This window comes from Pseudomonas sp. W15Feb34 (assembly GCF_023127765.1).
Classification (GTDB): domain Bacteria; phylum Pseudomonadota; class Gammaproteobacteria; order Pseudomonadales; family Pseudomonadaceae; genus Aquipseudomonas; species Aquipseudomonas synxantha_A.
In genome coordinates this window covers 113,920-132,756 of record NZ_SPKN01000053.1, presented here as the reverse complement: position 1 = coordinate 132,756, position 18,837 = coordinate 113,920, and the positions used below count along the sequence as shown (strand labels likewise).

The following is an 18,837-nucleotide window of genomic DNA, read 5'->3' as shown; positions in this document are numbered from 1 at the left end:
CGATCTTGGTTTTTTAAGCGAGGAAAGTGGTAACAATGTCGGATGACATAACGAAAGTATATTTCAGCCTGTCATGACGGCCTTTTGCCAAGGCGGCGTCGAAATATCGTTGCTTTATATATCCTGATCGGAACCTTCTGACAGATTCAGCCCATTAATCTCGTCGGCGATGAGCCACATTCATCACTGACTTTATTAATTTGTCTTTCAGAAGGTTGACCCATGACCCTATCCAATATTTCCTCAAGCAACCGCCTGTCTGATCCGGTAATGAACTCGTACCCGCTTTCTATCGAGGCGCCCATACAACAAGCCCAAGCCACCGGGGAAACTGGCGATAGGCGGCTGTTGGAGCTTTATGCGAGTGCCATACGCCAAGCAACGCAGACAAACACGGGCGATGAAACAATTGACAATATTCCTAATGACTCGCGGTTTGGCGCATGGTGGCAGCAACTGTACAACGCTACCCATAGCCCGGTTTTCCTGGAATGGGCGAAATCGAAGAATATCGATACCTCACAAGCCATCACCATCAACCCTCACAGTGACGTGCTGACCGTTACGATCAATGGCGAACGTACTGAATTGCGCGGTTCGGAACAAGGCCCCGGCTGGCGGGAGGCTACGGGCCCGATCATGGTGGCCGCGAAAGCGTTGGGGTCTTCCACCGTCGACGCGCCAACCCGCCCAGCGCTGGCGCCGTTGATTCTGGTTGCTCGATTTTATGGTGAGGTACTGCTGCCTTACAGAAAAGAAGAAGTGCTCGCCCGAGCCACGCAGCTTGAACATAATCAGGAATTCGATGTGTTGGGAGCTGAGACTTATGTCGATCTTGGCGCTCAATCGCCCGAGATACTGGAACAGCAAAAGCGCGAGCTAGGCGATAGCGCCAACAAATTCGCGTTGCTTGAAAAACTGAAGAAATTCAACCACGTCCATCCTCAGTTCCTTGCCGGGTATCTGGCCGATACACGGGTCTCGGCCCACCCAGACTCATCCTACCGAGAAGACACTCAACAGCCCGACGCCAGTCTGCAAGACCTGCTTCATGCAAACGGCTGGTACGTGCCAAATAATGTGGACGAACTGAAAAATCTGATCCATGTTCTGGGCTCCCCTGCATTGCCTCAAACAACCGACGGAAACTTTGCCGGCGCATTGGCATGGCCCACGCCAATGTCCGCCGAGGACCAGTCTGAACTGGTGCGCATAGTCATTGACAACCAGCCGCCATTGCCTGGCTTGAGCAGCGACGCTCGGCTTGGCAGCGCTGATGTGTTGGGGGCATTGGTAAAGCAGGTCCCCCGCGCCGTACTCGATCAAGGGGATCCAGTCGCCACCGTAGAATGGATCCTCAACAGCGGTGTGGGCCAAAAATTAGGCACGGAGCTGAAAAAGCGAATGGGGGAGGTGGCGCAACACTCCACACCACGGGAAGTATTGTTGACGGTATTGGCTGTGACACTGGACTCACAAAGTCTGGTTGAGGCAAAACCCGATCACATTGCCGGGTTTAATCTCACCGCGCCCGAGTTCAATCACCAGCCCTTGTCCGTCATCAAACAAGGGCTGATCGATCATCTGGTGCAGACCAACAAAACCACACCAGAGGCCGCGCCAGTTGCAGCAATGCTTCTACTGAGTCGTGCCGCACCAGAGCTATGTGTCAAAGACATTCCCGAAGACGTGACCTATCTCTCAGCTAACTGGCTCAAGCTCAAGGCAGCGGTAGGCCGGCTCGAAGCAACCAGCCCGGGTGCCGCGACACGCATGAGCTTTAGCGAAATTGTTAATTTCGACGCTATTGAGCCTATTACAGACCATGAGCAAGAGATTCAAACGCTGACGGCCTTGCCTGGGCTCCGCGAATGGGGCAAAGCTCATGGCAAGCTCTCGATAACAAAGGAGCATACAGCTCAACAGCTGGAAGAAACCCAGAAGGCATTCAGTCAGGAGCAACAGCAGATATTGAGCGCCGCTGACGTATTGACGTCCTCACCCCCGACGCAGCGTTCTATAGCACTGGCCGAGCTCAAGGCGCACTTCGGTGAGGACATGCCGTTTGAAGAAAAGAGTATCCGTAGCCACGTCACTCGGACGGATGGCTACAGGTTAACTCCATCGCTTACATTAGATCCTGAAGGCAGTTATTCATTGCTGGACCTTTATCTGGCGAAGAAGGCAGGGTTGACGGTGGGTTGGTACTCCACCAACCCCAAGATTACTGAAACAGTCATCAATAAACTTTTAACGTTGCCGGATCCGATAACAAAACACAGCGAGGTGTTCGATCAGTACGCCGAGGATTTGTCGCAGGCCTGGAGTACAGTGACAAAAAAGCTTATTTCCAACTTGCCTCTGGAAGACCGCAAAAACATCGAATGGGGCGATTTGGAGTTTTATGAAAAAGGTCAGACAACGCGTACGGAAACAATCGCAGGCCGTGCGGGAACTCTACACTATTCCAACGGTTTTTCACGGCCTAAAGAAGACAGGTCACTGATTATTAAAACCGTTCGTAACGGTGTCGAGACTTACTATGAGTTTGATCCTCAACGCAAGGCGATACGAAAACGAGACGATTGGAAGGACACCTTCCATGAGGGGCCTCAAGGTCCAGAGACTGAAATCCAGTACGGCGGTCTTGGCAAACAATTCACCGTTGATACCATTCGAAAACATCCGGCCTCTGATGACGCCGCCACTAGGCGGGGAGCCCCAGAGAACGAAGATTTCCTACCTGATTCATTTTCCAGTGACCGAAGTAATTTTTTGGGCATGCTGCTCTCTAAAAACATTATAAGATCCTACGGCATGGAGGAGGTGAAGGCCTCCACTCGCGAAGTAACAACGTTTGATCAAGAAAAAGAAAAACAGACGTTTTTTCGTAACCTGATCCTGGGTTTAATCCCCGGAGGGTCTGCCGTGTGGAATTTGGCACACGGCAATTACAAAGATGCAGCTGCGGATATCATTTTTGATATCGTGTTATACGCCGCCACCGCAGGGCTAGGAAAGCCGGTTAGTGGAGCATCTCGTGCGGGGTCAAGCCACTTCGGAAAGTTCCTGACTGCTGGCAAATCGACAGCTGGCGTGGGTAACTTGCTTAGGTCGACAACAAACGGTGGGGGGAAACTGGTATCCACAGGCCGTCAGTGGTTCGGCAGGTTGACAGGATCCTCCGACAGTGTCGACTTACTTAAGCTCTCCAATAGACACGATATTGCAATAGGTACTTATAAACCGCTCAACGGCGAGCCAATATCGAACGTCGCTGCGAAGTTCGATGAGGCGACTGGCAGATGGTCACCTTATGATGTAACCAAAAACAAAGTCTATGGCAAACCCCTGGAAAACTTCACCCCTGAAACCGCCAGGTATTTTGAGGACAGCTTGGGCGTTGCAGATGATGTTGCAGATGGCGTCGGTGAAGTGGTACGCCGCAGAAAAAAAACCAATCACCTGGAAAAAAGCCTGGCCAATGATCGCGCAATACATTTAGGGCGCGAAATCAAGGACTTCAAGGTGCTCGGCGATGGTATTTTTTGCTATGTGGATAAATATAAAGGCGTGGAGAGGCTTAATATCTGTGCCCATGGCGTCAATCCGAACTTTAAACAACTTCTCACTGATGAGCCAATGAGTATGTTTTTTAATGGTAAGAAGAACACGCCCGCTGATCTGCTGGAGCATCTTCGCGCTTCGGGTATTAGCCCTGAAAAGTTCAACAATGTACGCTTGTTGATGTGTCACTCAGCCAATGGTTCTGCCAATTCTTTTGGGAGTCAGTTTGGGAAATTAATAAAGCGTGATGTCAAGGCGTTTCAAGGGCCTGTTCGTGCGTATGTCGTGCCTGAACATGTTGATGCTTTAAAGGCAGATATAAACCTGACAAGTCCCGGAGCTTCAACCGCTGATATTAACCAGAGGATCTACAATCAGCTTCAGCTGAATTTATCTCTTGGCACAAGTAAAACCAGCTCTAAAGGAATTAGCGGCTCTCGGTCTGGAAAGGAAATACCCTTTTATTATCGCCCAGTAAAGTTTAAGGCAAGCTAAAACATGATCAGCCCCTTCGTCACAGCGAAAGGGCTGTCAGTTCTGATAAAGGCCCTTACTCCCGAATCATCTCCCGTACTGTGGCCGTTAATAAATCAAACGTAAACGGCTTGGTGATCAACTGCATCCCTGGGTCCAGGAAACCACCGCGCACCGCTGCGTGTTCGGCATAGCCTGTAATGAACAACACCTTGAGTTCAGGTCGAATTTGCCGGCCGATTTCCGCCAATTGCCGGCCATTCATACCGGGTAACCCGACATCGCTGATCATCAGGTCAATGCGTTGTTCGGACTCAATGATTGGCACCGCCGTATTCGCGTCCTCAGCCTCGATAAACCCATAACCCAGTTCCTTGAGCACGGCGCTGACCAGCACCCGTACTGCGGGGTCATCCTCGACGATCAACACCGTTTCCCCTGCATTGGCAAACGGTAGCAAAGTCGGATTGAGCGGTTCCTGGGCTTGGGGCTCGCCGATAAAACGCGGTAGGAACAAGCTGACCGTGGTGCCTTTGTTGACTTCGCTGTGGATGGTCACATGCCCACGAGACTGGCGAGCGAAGCCATAGATCATTGACAGCCCCAGCCCGGTGCCCTGGCCGATGGGTTTGGTGGTGAAAAACGGATCGAACACACGGCCCATCAAGTGTTGCGGTATGCCGCAACCGTTGTCGCTGACACTCAGCTCTACGTAATCGCCCGGTGTCAGGGAGCCGTAGGCGGCGGTGAAGACACTGTCGAGGTGGCGATTGGTGGTTTCCACCCTGAGCGTGCCCCCCGTGGGCATCGCGTCGCGTGCATTGATTACCAGGTTGAGCAGGGCGCTTTCGAGTTGGTTCGGGTCGGCTTCGGCTGTCCACAACACCTCGCTCAAGCGCATGTCCAAGCTGATACTTTCGTTGATGCTGCGTTGCAGCAACTCGCCCATGGAAATGACCAACTGATTGATCTGCACGGGTTTGGAATCCAGCGATTGTCGACGGGAGAACGCCAACAGTCGGTGGGTAAGGCTGGCCGCACGGTTGGCGGAGGTCACGCCCAGGTCGATCAGGCTGTCCAGGTCATCCAGCTTGCCGCGGGACACGCGCCTGCGCAGCAATTCCAGGCTGCCGATAATGCCGGTGAGCATATTGTTGAAGTCATGGGCGATACCGCCGGTCAACTGGCCGACGGCTTCCATTTTCTGCGATTGGCGCAACGCTTCTTCGTTGTTGCGCAGTTGCGCAGTGCGTTCTTCCACTTGCTGTTCGAGGGTTTCCAGGGTGCGCTGCAAACGCAGTTCGCTCTGGCTCAAGTCGATCAGCCGGTCGCGCGCTTCGTATTGGCGTCGACGACCGCGCAGTGCAGTACTGACCAGACTGATAAGCGTCACAGGATGGAATGGGCGCTCAAGGAACGTGACGTTGCCCAGTAGCCCGCTCAAGTGTGAAGAGCCATTTTGTTCACTGCCGCCGTGATGGGTCATCAACACAATGGGCAGGTCCGACCAGGCCGGCTGTCGGTGCAGGAACTCCAGCAAAGGTTCCAGGTTCACGCCACGCAAGGCTTCAGCCGCAATGATGAGCAGGCCGGCACCCTCGTTCAGCGCTGCGCACAAATCCTCAAGACTGCCGGCAACCACACCTTGGTAACCGGCTTCATTGAGCATCATCAGCGCGAGTGAGCTGTCTCGCCCCAGGGGCGCAAGGATGATGGCTCGTTCGAAGGCAGAAGGAGGCGGGGTCACACGTCCTCTTCCTTGAGCAGGGGTGAACCGGCGCCCATGTAGGTCGGAATGCCGCGCAACACGCCCTGGAAATTATCCAGTGGTTGGCCTACGGTCATGCCGCGACTGCTGATACGGTACTCACGTATGGTCGACTCGTGGGAACCCGTGCGTTTCTTGATAATGGAAATCGCGCGGCGGACCTTGCCCAGTGCTTCGAAATAACGCAGCAGGATAACGGTGTCGGCCAGGTAGGTGATGTCTACCGGGGTTTGCATATCGCCGACCAGGCCGTGCTGGGCAACGGTCATAAAGGTCGCAGCGCCGCGGCGGTTGAGATAGAGCAGCAGTTCGTGCATATGCAGGATCAGTGCATTTTCTTCCGGCATCGCCGCTTGATAACCATTGATGCTGTCAATTACCACCGTCTTGATGCCGCGTTCGTCCACACAACGTCGTACCCGATGGGAGAACTCACCCGGGGACAACTCGGCCGCGTCCACCTGTTCGATCAACAGATTGCCGGTAGCTTGCATAGCCTCCAGGTCAATACCCATGTTCTTCATGCGCTCGAACAGCAATCCCATCTCTTCGTCAAAGATGAACAGTGCGGCCTTTTCTCCGCGCTCTACGGCGGCGGCGGCAAAAATCATCGAGATCAAGGATTTGCCGGTACCGGCCGGACCGAGGATCAGACTGCTGGAGCCGGTCTCGACACCGCCGCCCATCAAGGCATCCAGTTCGGCAATGCCGCTGCTCATGGTTTGCCGTACATAGCCACCACGGTGCTCGGCCGCTACCAGACGCGGGAACACATGTACACCGTCGCCCATGATGGTGAAGTCGTGGAAGCCGCCCCGGTATTTCTGCCCGCGGTACTTCACGACTCGCACACGACGGCGTTCGGCGCCGTAGTCAGGGGTCAACTCTTCCAGGCGGATGACGCCGTGAGCCACGCTGTGCACGGTTTTGTCGAGAGACTCGGTGGTCAGGTCATCGAGCAGCAGCACCGTGGCGTCATAACGCACGAAGTAGTGCTTGATCGCCAGGATTTGCCGGCGATAGCGCAGCGAGCTTTGCGCCAGCAGACGGATCTCCGACAGGCTGTCGACTACCACGCGGGTCGGTTTGACGCGTTCCACCACTTCGAAAATCTGCCGAGTGGCTTCGCCCAGCTCCAAGTCGGAGGAATACAGCAAGCTCTGCTGATGCTCTGCATTGAGCAAGCTTTCGGGCGGGGTCAATTCGAAGATATGGATATTGTCGTCCAGGTCCCAACCGTGGGACTTGGCACCTTGGCGCAGTTCCCGCTCGGTTTCTGACAAGGTGATATACAGCGATTTTTCACCGTTTTTCGCCCCTGCCTGCAAAAAGTGCAGGGCGACGGTGGTTTTACCGGTGCCCGGCTCACCTTCAAGGAGAAACAAATGGCTACGTGATAGCCCGCCGGAAAGAATGTCATCAAGACCTTCGATGCCGGTGGCCGCCTTTTCACTTAAAAGCGCATTGGATGTAGACAAGAAGTGCCCTCAGGTCACGTACAAGTTGGGTGCACGCCGAAGGGGCGCGCCATATTCACTTGACCGTATCGGCATGTGGCGGTTCAACGTTTCTTAAGAATTGCAGTCGTGTAGGAGCGCGCAAGCTCGTTCCTACAGGCCTTGCTGTAAGGCTGGATCATCCGGGTTCTGCTGCTCCAACTGTGCCAGCAGCACCTGGACGTTCTGCAATTGGCCGCTCTCTTTCCAGTAATTGACCAGCAGTACACGTGCTTTGCGATTGGCCGGGTGGCGCTGAACGATCTCTTCCAACTGGCGCTGGGCCGCCTCCAGTTCATCCTGGTCGTGCAGTGTGGTGGCCAGGTCAAAGCGATAATCCTGGTTGTCCGGCTCAAGCTCCACCGCCTTGGACAGGCCGAGCAAGGCATAGGGGCGCTCGCCGTGGTGCAGCAACCACATGCCCAAGGCGTGTTGCAGGTAGGCCGACTCCGGATGCGCCGCCAATTGCTGCGCCAACAGTTGGCGCGACTCCTCGCTCTTGCCTTGCTTGTCCAGCAGTTCGATTTGCGCCACGCCTGCTTGCAGATTGTCCGGCTCCAGGCGCATTGCCTGTTCCAGAGCGTCTTGCGCCGGTGCCAGCATCGCGCTGTGGATGTACAGGCGCGCCAGTTGGATCCAGCCTTGCGCGGTTTCGGGCTGGGCCTTGAGGGTTTTCACAAACTCGTCGAGTACCTGCTGCAAGGGGCCGAAATACAAGCCCAGGGTGTCCGGCGACAGACCGAGCAGGGCATTGGCCGCAGCAAAGCGCACAGCCTGTTCGGGATCATCCAGTACCGGACCGAGCAACAGGGTGCGCTGGCCGCTAGGTACCAGGCCGACGATGCTGTGGATCGCCGCTTCGCGAACCATTGCAGATTCATCGGCCAGGTCTTTATCCGCCAGCTTCAGCGCTTGGGGGCTGGGGTAATTGGGCAATTGGGCGTGCAGGGCGGCACGGCGCTCAGGCGACAGATCAGGCCGTCCCAACTGTTGGTACAACACGCGCGCAGCGCCCGGCTCACCGTTTTGGGCCTGTTTCAACGCCTTGGAATAACCGTGGGCAATGGCGGGCGCCACGGTGACTTGAGGGGGACGAGAGAAAAACCAAGTGATCGACACGATCAACAACAGGGCGCACAGGCCGATGATGGAGTTACGGCGTGACTTTGACATGCGGGCGTCCGAAAGCTGTGGTTGCTAGTGCAAAGCCATCAGCTTCGGTCAGTGCAGGGCCAGTGTCAAACCGGCGTCAAGTCAGCACGTACTCCACCGGTTGCGGCGCAGCAGGCAAGTCGACTTCACCGAGGGCCGCCAGGATCTCGCGCTCCAGGGTTCGCAGGATGGCATCGCACGGCAGGTCGTTTTCGTCAAAGCCAAACGGGTCTTCCAATTCATCGCCGATCGCATCCAGACCAAAGAAGGTGTAGCTGACGATTGCAGTGAACACCGGCGTCAACCAGCCCAGCGGTTCGGCCATGGCGAAGGGTAACAGGATGCAGAACAGGTAAATGGTGCGGTGTAACAGCAAGGTGTAGGGGAAGGGCAGCGGAGTGGTCTTGATGCGCTCACAGGACGCCTGCACCTGGCTGAGGCCGACTAGCCGAGCTTCCAGCTGGGTGTAGCGCCATTCACTGATCACACCCTGCCGGGCCAGAACGCACAACCGCGCACCGAGCATCTGCAGCACGCTGTCAGGCAAGTTGGGGTGGCTCGCGCGCACGGCAACCCAGGGCTGCATGGCGCGTACCTCATCTTCATGGCGCAAATGCGCGATCAAGCCATGGGCAAAACCGCATAGCTCACGCAACAGCCCGGCCCGCTCGGGGGTATCGCCGAGCACCTGGGTTTCACGAATCAGCGAGCGTACCTCGATGATCATTTGCCCCAGTTGCTTGCGGCCTTCCCACCAGCGGTCATAACAGGCGTTATTGCGAAAACTCATGAAAATCGACAACAACAAGCCCAGCAAGGTAAAGGGCGTAGCGTTGACCTTGGAAAAATAGGCGGGGTGCAGGGTTTCCACCAGCACGATGACTGAAGCCAGCAGCGTGACCAACAGGCTGCGCCAGGCAATGCGCTTGGCAATCGAGCCCTTGAGGGAAAACAGGATGCCCAGCAGGTTGGGCTTGGGGCGAACGATCATGGCAGGCTTCTGTGAGGGTGCAGGCATCAGGGTAGAAGCTGGCTTGCAGAGCGTCCAATCACTTGGATCGACCGTTTGATCGGTGGGACCAATGATCGGCGTAGCCGCCGATAGCAGGATTGGCCAAACCAGTCAGCCAAGTTGAAGGCTTTGACCATTGCCCCTGCAACGCTCTGGAGCGACTATTTCAGCCGATTTATCCAGTTAAAAAGTCCTGAAAATAAAAATACAGAAGGATTGAAACGATGCGTGAGTATTTGGCCGCCACCACCGAGTTTGATTATCAGCGCACTGTCGATGCCGCACTGGCTGGCAACCTGCAGGCGCTCAATGCCTGCGTGGAGTGCTGTGACCGCCACGCGCTGCCAGGGCGCATCGCGTTGTTCTGGGAGGGGCGGGACGGGCGCAGCGCCACGTCGACCTTTACTGAATTGCAGTATCAGGCCGCACGCTTCGCCAATTTCCTCCTGGCCCAGGGCGTCAAGCGCGGCGACAAGGTGGCGGGCCTGCTGCCACGTACGGCCGAGTTGCTGGTGGTGGTGTTCGCAACCTGGCGCATCGGCGCGGTATATCAGCCGCTGTTTACCGCCTTCGGCCCCAAGGCCATTGAACATCGCCTGACCAGCTCCGGCGCGGCGCTGGTGGTCACCGACGCGGTGAACCGCCCCAAGCTGGCCGAAGTCGCCGGCTGCCCGACCATTGTCACGGTCACCGGCGCCAAGGGCGAGGGCATCGTGCGTGGCGACTATAGCTTCTGGGCTGAGCTGCCCAACTACTCCAACGTCTGCGAGCCGGTGTTGCTGGGCGCGGAGGATCCGTTCCTGCTGATGTTCACTTCGGGCACCACCGGTCCCTCCAAAGCACTCTCGGTGCCGCTCAAAGCCATTGTCGCGTTCCAGGGCTATATGCGCGACGCCGTGGACTTGCGCCCTGAAGACGCGTTCTGGAACGTCGCCGACCCCGGTTGGGCCTATGGCATCTATTTCGGTGTGACCGGGCCGTTGTCCATGGGGCATCCGATTACCTTCTACGACGGCCCGTTCACCCTGGAAAGCACCTGCCGGGTCATCAATAAATACGCGATCACCAACCTGACCGGCTCGCCCACGGCGTATCGATTGCTGATTGCCGGCGGCGAGCAGTTCGCCCGTTCAATCAAGGGCAAGCTGCGCATCGTCAGCAGTGCCGGCGAGCCGTTGAACCCGGAGGTGATCCGCTGGTTCGCCGACAACCTGGAGGTGACCATCCACGACCACTACGGTCAGACCGAGCTGGGCATGGTCTTGTGCAATCACCACGGCCTGACGCATCCGGTGCATGTGGGCTCGGCGGGGTTCGCTTCGCCCGGGCACCGCATCGTGGTGCTGGATGACAACCACCAGGAACTGCCAGCCGGGCAGCCCGGCATTCTGGCCATCGACCGCGAGCAATCGCCGATGTGCTGGTTTGCCGGCTACGACGGTGTGAAAACCAAAGCCTTCGTCGGCAACTACTACCTCAGTGGCGATACGGTGGAATTGAACCCCGACGGCAGTATCAGTTTTGTCGGGCGCAGCGATGACGTGATTACCACTTCCGGCTACCGCGTGGGGCCATTCGATGTCGAAAGCGCCCTGGTCGAACACCCGGCGGTGGTCGAGGCCGCCGTGGTCGGCAAACCATGCCCTGAGCGTACTGAACTGGTGAAAGCCTTCGTGGTGATCAGCGAGCAATACCGCGCCACCCCGGAACTGGCCGAAGAGCTGCGCCTGCATGTACGCCAGCGCCTGGCTGCCCATGCTTACCCACGGGAAATCGAATTTGTCAGCGACTTGCCCAAAACCCCGAGCGGCAAGCTGCAACGCTTCATTTTGCGCAATCAGGAAATAGCCAAGGCCCAGGCGGCCGTGGCTTGATCCCTTTCAAAGGAAACAACGATGCAGATTGAAAACAAGGTATTTCTGGTCAGCGGCGGTGCTTCTGGCCTCGGCGCGGCCACGGCTGACATGCTCATCGCGGCCGGCGCCAAAGTCATGCTGGTGGACTTGAACGCTGACGCCGTTGCCGCCAAGGCCACGCAACTGGGCGACAACGCTCGTAGCACCGTGGCAGATATCTGCCAGGAAGCCGCTGCCGAAACTGCCGTGAAGGCAGCGGTGGAGGCGTTTGGTGGTTTGCATGGCCTGATCAACTGCGCCGGTGTCGTGCGCGGCGAGAAAATCCTTGGCAAGAACGGCCCGCATGGGCTGGCCAGCTTTGCCCAGGTGATCAACGTCAACCTGATCGGCAGCTTCAACCTCTTGCGCCTGGCCGCTGCGGCGATCGCAGAAACCGAAGCGAATGCCGACGGCGAGCGCGGTGTGATCATCAATACCGCCTCGGTGGCGGCATTCGATGGGCAGATCGGCCAGGCCGCGTATGCCGCGTCCAAAGGTGCGATTGCCAGTTTGACCTTGCCCGCCGCTCGGGAACTGGCGCGTTTCGGCATCCGCGTGATGACCATCGCCCCGGGCATTTTCGAAACCCCGATGATGGCCGGCATGACTCCGGAAGTTCGCGACTCCCTGGCCGCTGGCGTGCCGTTTCCACCGCGCCTGGGCAAGCCCGCCGAATATGCCGCGCTGGTGCGACATATCCTTGAAAACAGCATGCTCAATGGTGAGGTGATCCGTCTCGACGGTGCCTTGCGTATGGCCGCCAAGTAAGGAGTGCCTGTATGAACGACCCTATTGTGATTGTCAGCGCCGTGCGCACGCCCATGGGCGGGTTCCAGGGCGACCTCAAAAGCCTGACCGCACCGCAGCTGGGCGCCGCAGCGATTCGTGCCGCCGTTGAACGCGCCGGTATCGCCGCCGATGCGGTAGACGAGGTGCTGTTTGGCTGCGTACTGCCGGCCGGGCTCGGGCAGGCACCTGCACGCCAGGCGGCCCTGGGCGCAGGGCTGGACAAGGGCACCCGCTGCACCACCCTGAACAAGATGTGCGGCTCGGGCATGGAGGCGACGATTCTCGCCCACGACTCATTGCGCGCCGGCAGCGTCGATGTGGTGATCGCCGGCGGCATGGAAAGCATGTCTAACGCACCGTACCTGCTGGATCGTGCGCGCAGCGGCTACCGCATGGGGCACGGCAAGGTGCTTGACCATATGTTTCTCGATGGCCTGGAGGATGCCTACGACAAGGGCCGCCTGATGGGCACCTTTGCCGAAGACTGCGCCGAGCACAACGGCTTTACCCGGGAAGCTCAGGATGCCTTCGCCATCGCGTCCCTGACGCGCGCGCAGGAGGCCATCACCCATGGCAGCTTCGCCAGCGAGATCGTCCCGGTGCAGGTCACCGTGGGTAAGGAACAAAAAACCATCCTGCACGATGAACAGTCGCCTAAAGCCAGGCTGGACAAGATCGCCAGCCTGAAGCCGGCGTTCCGTGAAGGCGGCACCGTCACCGCGGCCAATTCCAGCTCGATCTCCGACGGCGCCGCGGCATTGCTGCTGATGCGCGAGTCGGACGCCCATAAACGTGGCCTCAAGCCGTTGGCGGTGATCCACGGGCACGCCGCGTTTGCCGATGAGCCGGGGCTGTTTCCGGTGGCGCCGGTGGGGGCGATACGCACGTTGATGAGCAAGACTGGCTGGCGCCTGGAAGACGTCGACCTGTTCGAAATCAACGAGGCCTTTGCCGTGGTCAGCCTGGTAACCATGAGCAAGCTTGCGATCCCTCACGACAAGGTCAACGTGCATGGTGGTGCCTGCGCCCTAGGCCATCCTATTGGTGCTTCGGGTGCGCGGATCCTGGTGACACTGCTGTCGGCCCTGCGCCAGAAGGGCCTCAAGCGTGGCGTCGCGGCCATTTGTATCGGCGGCGGTGAAGCCACGGCCATGGCCGTTGAATGCCTCTACTAAGGATGACTTATGCTGCCCAATGACGAACAACTGCAAATCAGCGACGCCGCCCGGCAATTTGCCCAGGAACGCTTGAAGCCGTTCGCCGCCGAATGGGATCGCGAGCATCGCTTTCCCAAGGAAGCCATCGCTGAAATGGCCGAACTGGGCTTTTTCGGCATGTTGGTGCCGGAACAGTGGGGCGGTTGCGACACCGGCTACCTGGCCTACGCCATGGCCCTGGAAGAAATCGCCGCAGGTGACGGCGCGTGCTCGACCATCATGAGTGTGCACAACTCGGTGGGCTGCGTGCCGATCCTCAAATTCGGCAATGACCAGCAAAAGGCCCAATTCCTCACGCCCCTGGCCAGTGGCACCATGCTCGGTGCCTTCGCATTGACCGAACCCCAGGCCGGTTCCGATGCCAGCAGCTTGAAGACCCGTGCACGCCTTGAAGGCGATCACTATGTGCTCAATGGCTGCAAACAGTTCATCACCTCCGGGCAAAACGCCGGGATCGTGATTGTGTTTGCCGTCACCGACCCGGCAGCGGGCAAGCGCGGGATCAGTGCCTTCATCGTACCCACTGACTCTGCGGGCTACACCGTGGCGCGAGTCGAAGACAAGCTCGGGCAACATGCTTCCGACACGTGCCAGATCCTGTTTGAAGACGTGAAGGTGCCCGTGGCCAATCGCCTGGGCGAGGAGGGCGAGGGTTACAAGATCGCCCTGGCCAACCTTGAGGGTGGCCGTGTCGGCATCGCTTCCCAGTCGGTGGGCATGGCCCGCGCCGCCTTCGAAGCAGCCCGCGACTATGCCCGTGAGCGGGAAAGCTTCGGCAAACCGTTGATCGAGCACCAGGCCGTCGCCTTTCGCCTGGCGGACATGGCCACGCAAATTGCCGTGGCCCGGCAGATGGTGCATTACGCCGCGGCCCTGCGTGACAGCGGCAAGCCGGCGTTGGTGGAGGCGTCCATGGCCAAGCTGTTTGCTTCGGAAATGGCCGAGAAAGTCTGTTCGGCCGCCTTGCAAACCCTGGGCGGTTACGGTTACCTGAGCGACTTCCCCCTGGAGCGGATCTACCGCGATGTGCGGGTCTGCCAGATTTACGAAGGCACCAGCGATATTCAACGCATGGTCATCTCACGCAATCTATAAGGAGCCGATACATGAGTTATGAAACCATCCTGCTTGACGTCCAGGGCCGCGTCGGGCTGATTACCCTCAACCGCCCGCAGGCGTTGAACGCCTTGAACGCGCAACTGGTCAGCGAACTGAACCAGGCGCTGGATAACCTGGAGGCCAACCCAGAGGTCGGCTGCATCGTGCTCACCGGCTCGAAAAAAGCCTTTGCGGCCGGCGCCGACATCAAGGAAATGGCCGAGCTGACTTACCCGCAGATCTACATGGACGACCTGTTCAGCGACAGTGACCGTGTGGCCAACCGCCGCAAGCCGATCATTGCGGCGGTGAATGGCTTTGCCCTCGGTGGCGGCTGTGAACTGGCGTTGATGTGCGACTTTATCCTGGCCGGTGACAGTGCCAAATTCGGCCAGCCGGAAATCAATCTCGGCGTGCTGCCGGGCATGGGCGGCACCCAGCGCCTGACCCGCGCCGTGGGCAAGGCCAAGGCCATGGAAATGTGCCTGACCGGGCGCTTTATCGACGCCGTCGAAGCCGAGCGTTGCGGGATCGTGGCGCGTATCGTGCCGGCCGATGAGTTGCTGGAAGAAGCGCTGAAAGTCGCTGCCCTGATCGCCAGTAAGTCAGTGCCGATCAGCATGATGGTCAAGGAGAGCGTGAACCGCGCCTTTGAAGTCAGCCTGTCCGAAGGCGTGCGCTTTGAGCGCCGGGTGTTCCACGCGGCGTTTGCGACCCAGGATCAGAAGGAAGGCATGGCCGCATTCGTGGCCAAGCGGGCGCCGGAGTTCAAGGATAAGTAAAACGCTGTGGGAGGGGGCTTGCTCCCGATGGCGGTGGATCAGTCAGCACATCAGCTACTGAACCACGGCCATCGGGAGCAAGCCCCCTCCCACATTTGAACTGCAGCGTTTGACACAGTTTTTTGCAGTGTGTCAGTCAGAGCTGGTAGTGCTTGAGTTCCCTGGCAATCACCATCCGCTGAATCTCGCTGGTGCCTTCGTAAATCTGCGTGATCCGCGCATCCCGGTAGTAACGCTCCACCGGATAGTCTTCCAGATACCCATACCCCCCATGAATCTGCATCGCCTTGGAGCAGACACGCTCGGCCATTTCCGAGGCAAACAGCTTGGCCTGGGAAGCTTCGGACAAGCATGGTTTGCCGGCACTGCGCAGGCGCGCAGCGTGGAGGATCAGCAAGCGTGCTGCGTTCAGCTGCGTTTGCATGTCAGCCAACAGGTTGGCCACGCTCTGATGTTCGATGATCGCCTTGTCGAACTGCACGCGATCCCGGGCATAAGCCAGCGCTGCTTCAAAGGCGGCGCGGGCGATGCCCAAGGCCTGGGCGGCAATACCGATGCGCCCACCTTCCAGGTTGGACAGGGCGATTGCAAGGCCCTTGCCGCGCTCACCCAGCAGGTTGGCTTGTGGCACGCTGCATTGGTTGAGCGTAACGGCACAGGTGTCCGACGCACGGATGCCCATCTTGTGCTCGGTGCGGTCGACCACAAAACCCGGGGTGTCGGTAGGCACCAGAAACGCTGAAATACCCTTCTTGCCCAGTTCCGGATCGGTCACCGCAAACACGATGGCCAACCTGGCGCGCTTGCCGTTGCTGACAAATTGCTTGGCGCCGTTGATCACCCACTGGCCGTCTTTCAATTCGGCACGGGTGCGCAGGTTGTGGGCTTCGGAGCCGGCCTGAGGTTCGGTCAGGCAGAAGCAGCCGATGGCCTGGCCGCTGGCGAGTTCAGCCAGCCATGTGTGTTTTTGCTCAGCTGTGCCGTAGTTGAGGATAGGCCCGCAACCCACTGAATTGTGGATACTCATCAAGGCGCCAGTGGCGCCGTCACCCGCGGAAATTTCCTCCACGGCCAGCGCGTAGGCCACGTAGTCCACATAGGTGCCGCCCCATTCTTCCGGGACCACCATGCCGAGCAGGCCCAGTTCGCCCATCTTCGCCACCAGCGCGTCGTCGATCCACCCGGCTTTCTCCCAGGCTTGGGCATGGGGAGCAATTTCGCCACGGGCGAAGTCCCGCGCCATGTCGCGGATCATGATTTGTTCTTCTGTGTATTCAAGATCTTGCATGGCTTATTTCTCAATCTGCGCGAAGCTGTGGAAGAAGCTCTCGACGTGGCTGGCATCCAGCGCATTGAGCGTGGGCGGGTTCCAGCGCGGGGCTTTATCCTTGTCGATGATCAGGGCGCGAACGCCTTCAATCAGGTCGCCACGTTCGAACCATTGACGGTCCAGGTGCAGCTCCAGAGCAAAGCACTGTTCCAGCGGGAGGTGCCGGCCACGACGCAGCATTTGCAAGGTCACGGCCATGGCCAGGGGCGAGCGGGTTTGCATCAGATGGGCGGTAGTCAACGCCCATTCGTGGGTGTCGGCGACCGTAACTGCCTGCAATTGCTCGACGATGCTCGGTACATCCGGCAGGGCGAAGAAGTGATCAATGACCGGGCGCAGGGCCGCCAGCGGCGCATCGGGTAATTGCTGCACCGCCAGTTTGGCGAGCACACCTTGCAAATCCTTGAGGGGGGAATCGCTCCATTGCAACTGATCGAGCTTGTTGTCCAGGGCGGGGAGTCTGGCGCTGTCGATAGACCAGTCGGCCAGCCCGCAATACAGCGCATCGGCGGCACGTATCTGCACCCCGGTCACGCCAAGGTAAGTCCCCAGCTCACCGGGAATACGCGACAGGAAATAGCTGCCGCCTACATCAGGGAAGTAGCCGATAGCCACTTCCGGCATCGCCAGGCGACTGCGTTCAGTGACGACCCGCAGATCCGCGCCTTGTACCAGGCCCATGCCGCCGCCGAGGACGAAGCCGTCCATCAGTGCCACGACCGGTTTACGGTAATGGTGGATGGCCAGGTCAAGGGCATATTCCTCCACGAAGAAATCCTGGTGCAGGGTGTCGCCGTTCTTGAAACTGTCGTACAGCGAGCGGATATCGCCGCCAGCGCAGAAGGCTTTTTCGCCGGCGCCACGCAGCACCACGGCATAAACCTGCGGGTCATCCGCCCACGCCTGCAGCTGCGCCGTCAACTGGCGGACCATGTCGAGGGTGATGGCATTCAAGCCGGCGGGGCGATTGAGGGTGAGGTGGCCGATATGGTTACGCACTTCACTCAGTACTTCCTGCTGAATATCGGCGTGGCTTGCTTCGGATGAAACCTGAGCAGTCATCACTAACTCCCTGCTTTTATTGTTCTTTATCAAGATGTTCGCGGGCGAACCTTCTCGCGATCCTACCAGTGCAAATTTGCCCAGTACAACCGGTAATCATGCAGGTCGTTTTTGCATTTATGCAGCAGGGATCAAGCCGCGCGGTTGGCCAGGACCTCACCGATACTGCGACGTCGTGCATGGCCTTCTGCTGCGTGGATCAGTTGTTCCAGCTCAGTGGGCTCGACATCGTAAAATTGCTCCATTTCGGCCAGCGCCAGCTTGAGGTCGGCCGCTGTAATCGATGGATCGCTCACGGGCTGAATGCCGAGGACGACAGGAGCAGGCTCGGCTGGCCCCTTGGGGTAACGTGTGCGCGTGGCATTGTTATAGAGCAGTGCGCATCCCAGCAGAGCGCCGGCACCCAGCATGACCGGCGCCAGTTCATACCAGCCCAGGGCGATGGACGCAGGGTCGGCCAGTACCAGGGTCATGGCCAGACCACCGGCCGGTGGGTGCAGGCAACGCAGCCAACAAATCAGGATTACCGTCATGCCCGCCGCCAGGCACGCGCTACCCAGGGTTCGCCCCAGTACCCGTGCCACCAGCAATGCAACGATGCCGGCACACAGGTAACTGCCCATGATCGACCATGGCTGGGCCAGCGCTCCCGATGACACCGCAAACAGCAACACGGCCGAAGCGCCAAGGGGGCCGAGCAAATGCAGGGCGACCTCCATGCCGAATATCTGGGCGCAAGCCCAGACACTGAACATTGTGCCCAAGGCCATGCCGATGCCGGCACGACTCCATTCAGCGGGGCGGGTGTTGATTGCAGCGGGTAACCAGCGAGCGAGCATTTAAAGACGATCCATAAACGGCGGGCGAAAAAAAAGGCCTGCCTGGTTTCCCGGTGCAGCCCTTTGAACGTTCCAACATTTGGGGGAGGAACCCGTGCAGTGTGCCGAGGTTGGTCTGATCGCACCACTGCATATTAATGAAGGTTAAACGCAAATATTATGCAGTTAAAGGGTGTCTCCGAAGGTAATGGGGCCTGCCACAGTGGGCGCTGGTGTGCAGAGTTTGCCCAGCACCCGGTTATTGGCCTCTTCATTGAACAAGCGCTCATGCAGGTTTTCGCGCAATTTGGCGTCGTCGGCCAGTGGCCCCTTCAACGCCACCAGCGCGTCGCGCAATGCCATCAAACGATCCAGTC

Annotated in this window: 14 protein-coding genes; 6 read left to right on the top strand and 8 right to left on the bottom strand. The window is 58.5% G+C overall.

What is annotated here, in order from left to right; translation table 11 throughout:
• Positions 1-222 precede the first annotated feature (222 nt).
• A complete protein-coding gene (locus E4O97_RS26820) occupies positions 223-4,062 on the top strand; it encodes a hypothetical protein (RefSeq protein ID WP_216091392.1) in 3,840 nt (1,279 codons plus the stop codon).
• A gap of 55 nt (positions 4,063-4,117) precedes the next feature.
• Here E4O97_RS26820 and E4O97_RS26815 read toward each other — a convergent pair whose 3' ends face one another.
• The 4 genes from E4O97_RS26815 to E4O97_RS26800 form a co-directional block, all read right to left on the bottom strand.
• The gene (locus E4O97_RS26815) at positions 4,118-5,713 is read right to left on the bottom strand and encodes an ATP-binding protein (protein ID WP_228309906.1); all 1,596 of its coding nucleotides are present in this window, start codon (positions 5,711-5,713) and stop codon (positions 4,118-4,120) included.
• A 71-nt stretch (positions 5,714-5,784) separates the two neighbouring features.
• The gene (locus E4O97_RS26810) at positions 5,785-7,287 is read right to left on the bottom strand and encodes an ATPase domain-containing protein (RefSeq protein ID WP_078821359.1); all 1,503 of its coding nucleotides are present in this window, start codon (positions 7,285-7,287) and stop codon (positions 5,785-5,787) included.
• 132 nt (positions 7,288-7,419) lie between these two features.
• The gene (locus E4O97_RS26805; protein WP_078821360.1) at positions 7,420-8,478 is read right to left on the bottom strand and encodes a tetratricopeptide repeat protein; all 1,059 of its coding nucleotides are present in this window, start codon (positions 8,476-8,478) and stop codon (positions 7,420-7,422) included.
• 76 nt (positions 8,479-8,554) lie between these two features.
• On the bottom strand, positions 8,555-9,448 hold the full coding sequence (locus E4O97_RS26800; RefSeq protein ID WP_248162767.1) for a bestrophin family protein: 894 nt from the start codon (positions 9,446-9,448) through the stop codon (positions 8,555-8,557).
• A gap of 245 nt (positions 9,449-9,693) precedes the next feature.
• On the opposite strand from E4O97_RS26800, the gene E4O97_RS26795 reads away from it, so the two are divergent.
• Genes E4O97_RS26795 through E4O97_RS26775 form a run of 5 tightly spaced genes read left to right on the top strand, consistent with a single transcriptional unit; the run spans position 9,694 to position 15,250 of the window.
• Positions 9,694-11,343 carry an AMP-binding protein gene (locus E4O97_RS26795; protein ID WP_216091390.1) on the top strand — a complete coding sequence of 550 codons (1,650 nt, stop codon included), beginning with the start codon at positions 9,694-9,696 and terminating at the stop codon, positions 11,341-11,343.
• Between the two features lie 21 nt (positions 11,344-11,364).
• Positions 11,365-12,132: an SDR family NAD(P)-dependent oxidoreductase gene (locus E4O97_RS26790; protein ID WP_005788301.1), complete on the top strand. Its 768-nt coding sequence runs from the start codon at positions 11,365-11,367 to the stop codon at positions 12,130-12,132.
• A gap of 11 nt (positions 12,133-12,143) precedes the next feature.
• On the top strand, positions 12,144-13,328 hold the full coding sequence (locus E4O97_RS26785) for an acetyl-CoA C-acyltransferase (RefSeq protein ID WP_216091389.1): 1,185 nt from the start codon (positions 12,144-12,146) through the stop codon (positions 13,326-13,328).
• Positions 13,329-13,337: 9 nt separating this feature from the next.
• Entirely contained in the window at positions 13,338-14,465 is a 1,128-nt protein-coding gene (locus E4O97_RS26780) for an acyl-CoA dehydrogenase (RefSeq protein ID WP_032875350.1), read from the top strand.
• Positions 14,466-14,476: 11 nt separating this feature from the next.
• Positions 14,477-15,250: an enoyl-CoA hydratase gene (locus tag E4O97_RS26775; RefSeq protein WP_032875347.1), complete on the top strand. Its 774-nt coding sequence runs from the start codon at positions 14,477-14,479 to the stop codon at positions 15,248-15,250.
• A 136-nt stretch (positions 15,251-15,386) separates the two neighbouring features.
• Here the strand turns inward: E4O97_RS26775 and E4O97_RS26770 are convergent, their stop codons facing one another.
• The 4 genes from E4O97_RS26770 to E4O97_RS26755 all read right to left on the bottom strand — a co-directional run bounded on the left by E4O97_RS26770 (position 15,387) and on the right by E4O97_RS26755 (position 18,835).
• Positions 15,387-16,538 carry an acyl-CoA dehydrogenase family protein gene (locus E4O97_RS26770; protein ID WP_005788309.1) on the bottom strand — a complete coding sequence of 384 codons (1,152 nt, stop codon included), beginning with the start codon at positions 16,536-16,538 and terminating at the stop codon, positions 15,387-15,389.
• Between the two features lie 3 nt (positions 16,539-16,541).
• Positions 16,542-17,642, bottom strand: coding sequence for an enoyl-CoA hydratase/isomerase family protein (locus E4O97_RS26765; protein WP_005788310.1), 1,101 nt, complete (start codon positions 17,640-17,642; stop codon positions 16,542-16,544).
• Between the two features lie 131 nt (positions 17,643-17,773).
• Entirely contained in the window at positions 17,774-18,481 is a 708-nt protein-coding gene (locus E4O97_RS26760) for an HPP family protein (protein ID WP_248162765.1), read from the bottom strand.
• Positions 18,482-18,646: 165 nt separating this feature from the next.
• The gene (locus tag E4O97_RS26755; protein WP_256584644.1) at positions 18,647-18,835 is read right to left on the bottom strand and encodes a type VI secretion system contractile sheath small subunit; all 189 of its coding nucleotides are present in this window, start codon (positions 18,833-18,835) and stop codon (positions 18,647-18,649) included.
• Positions 18,836-18,837 lie beyond the last annotated feature (2 nt).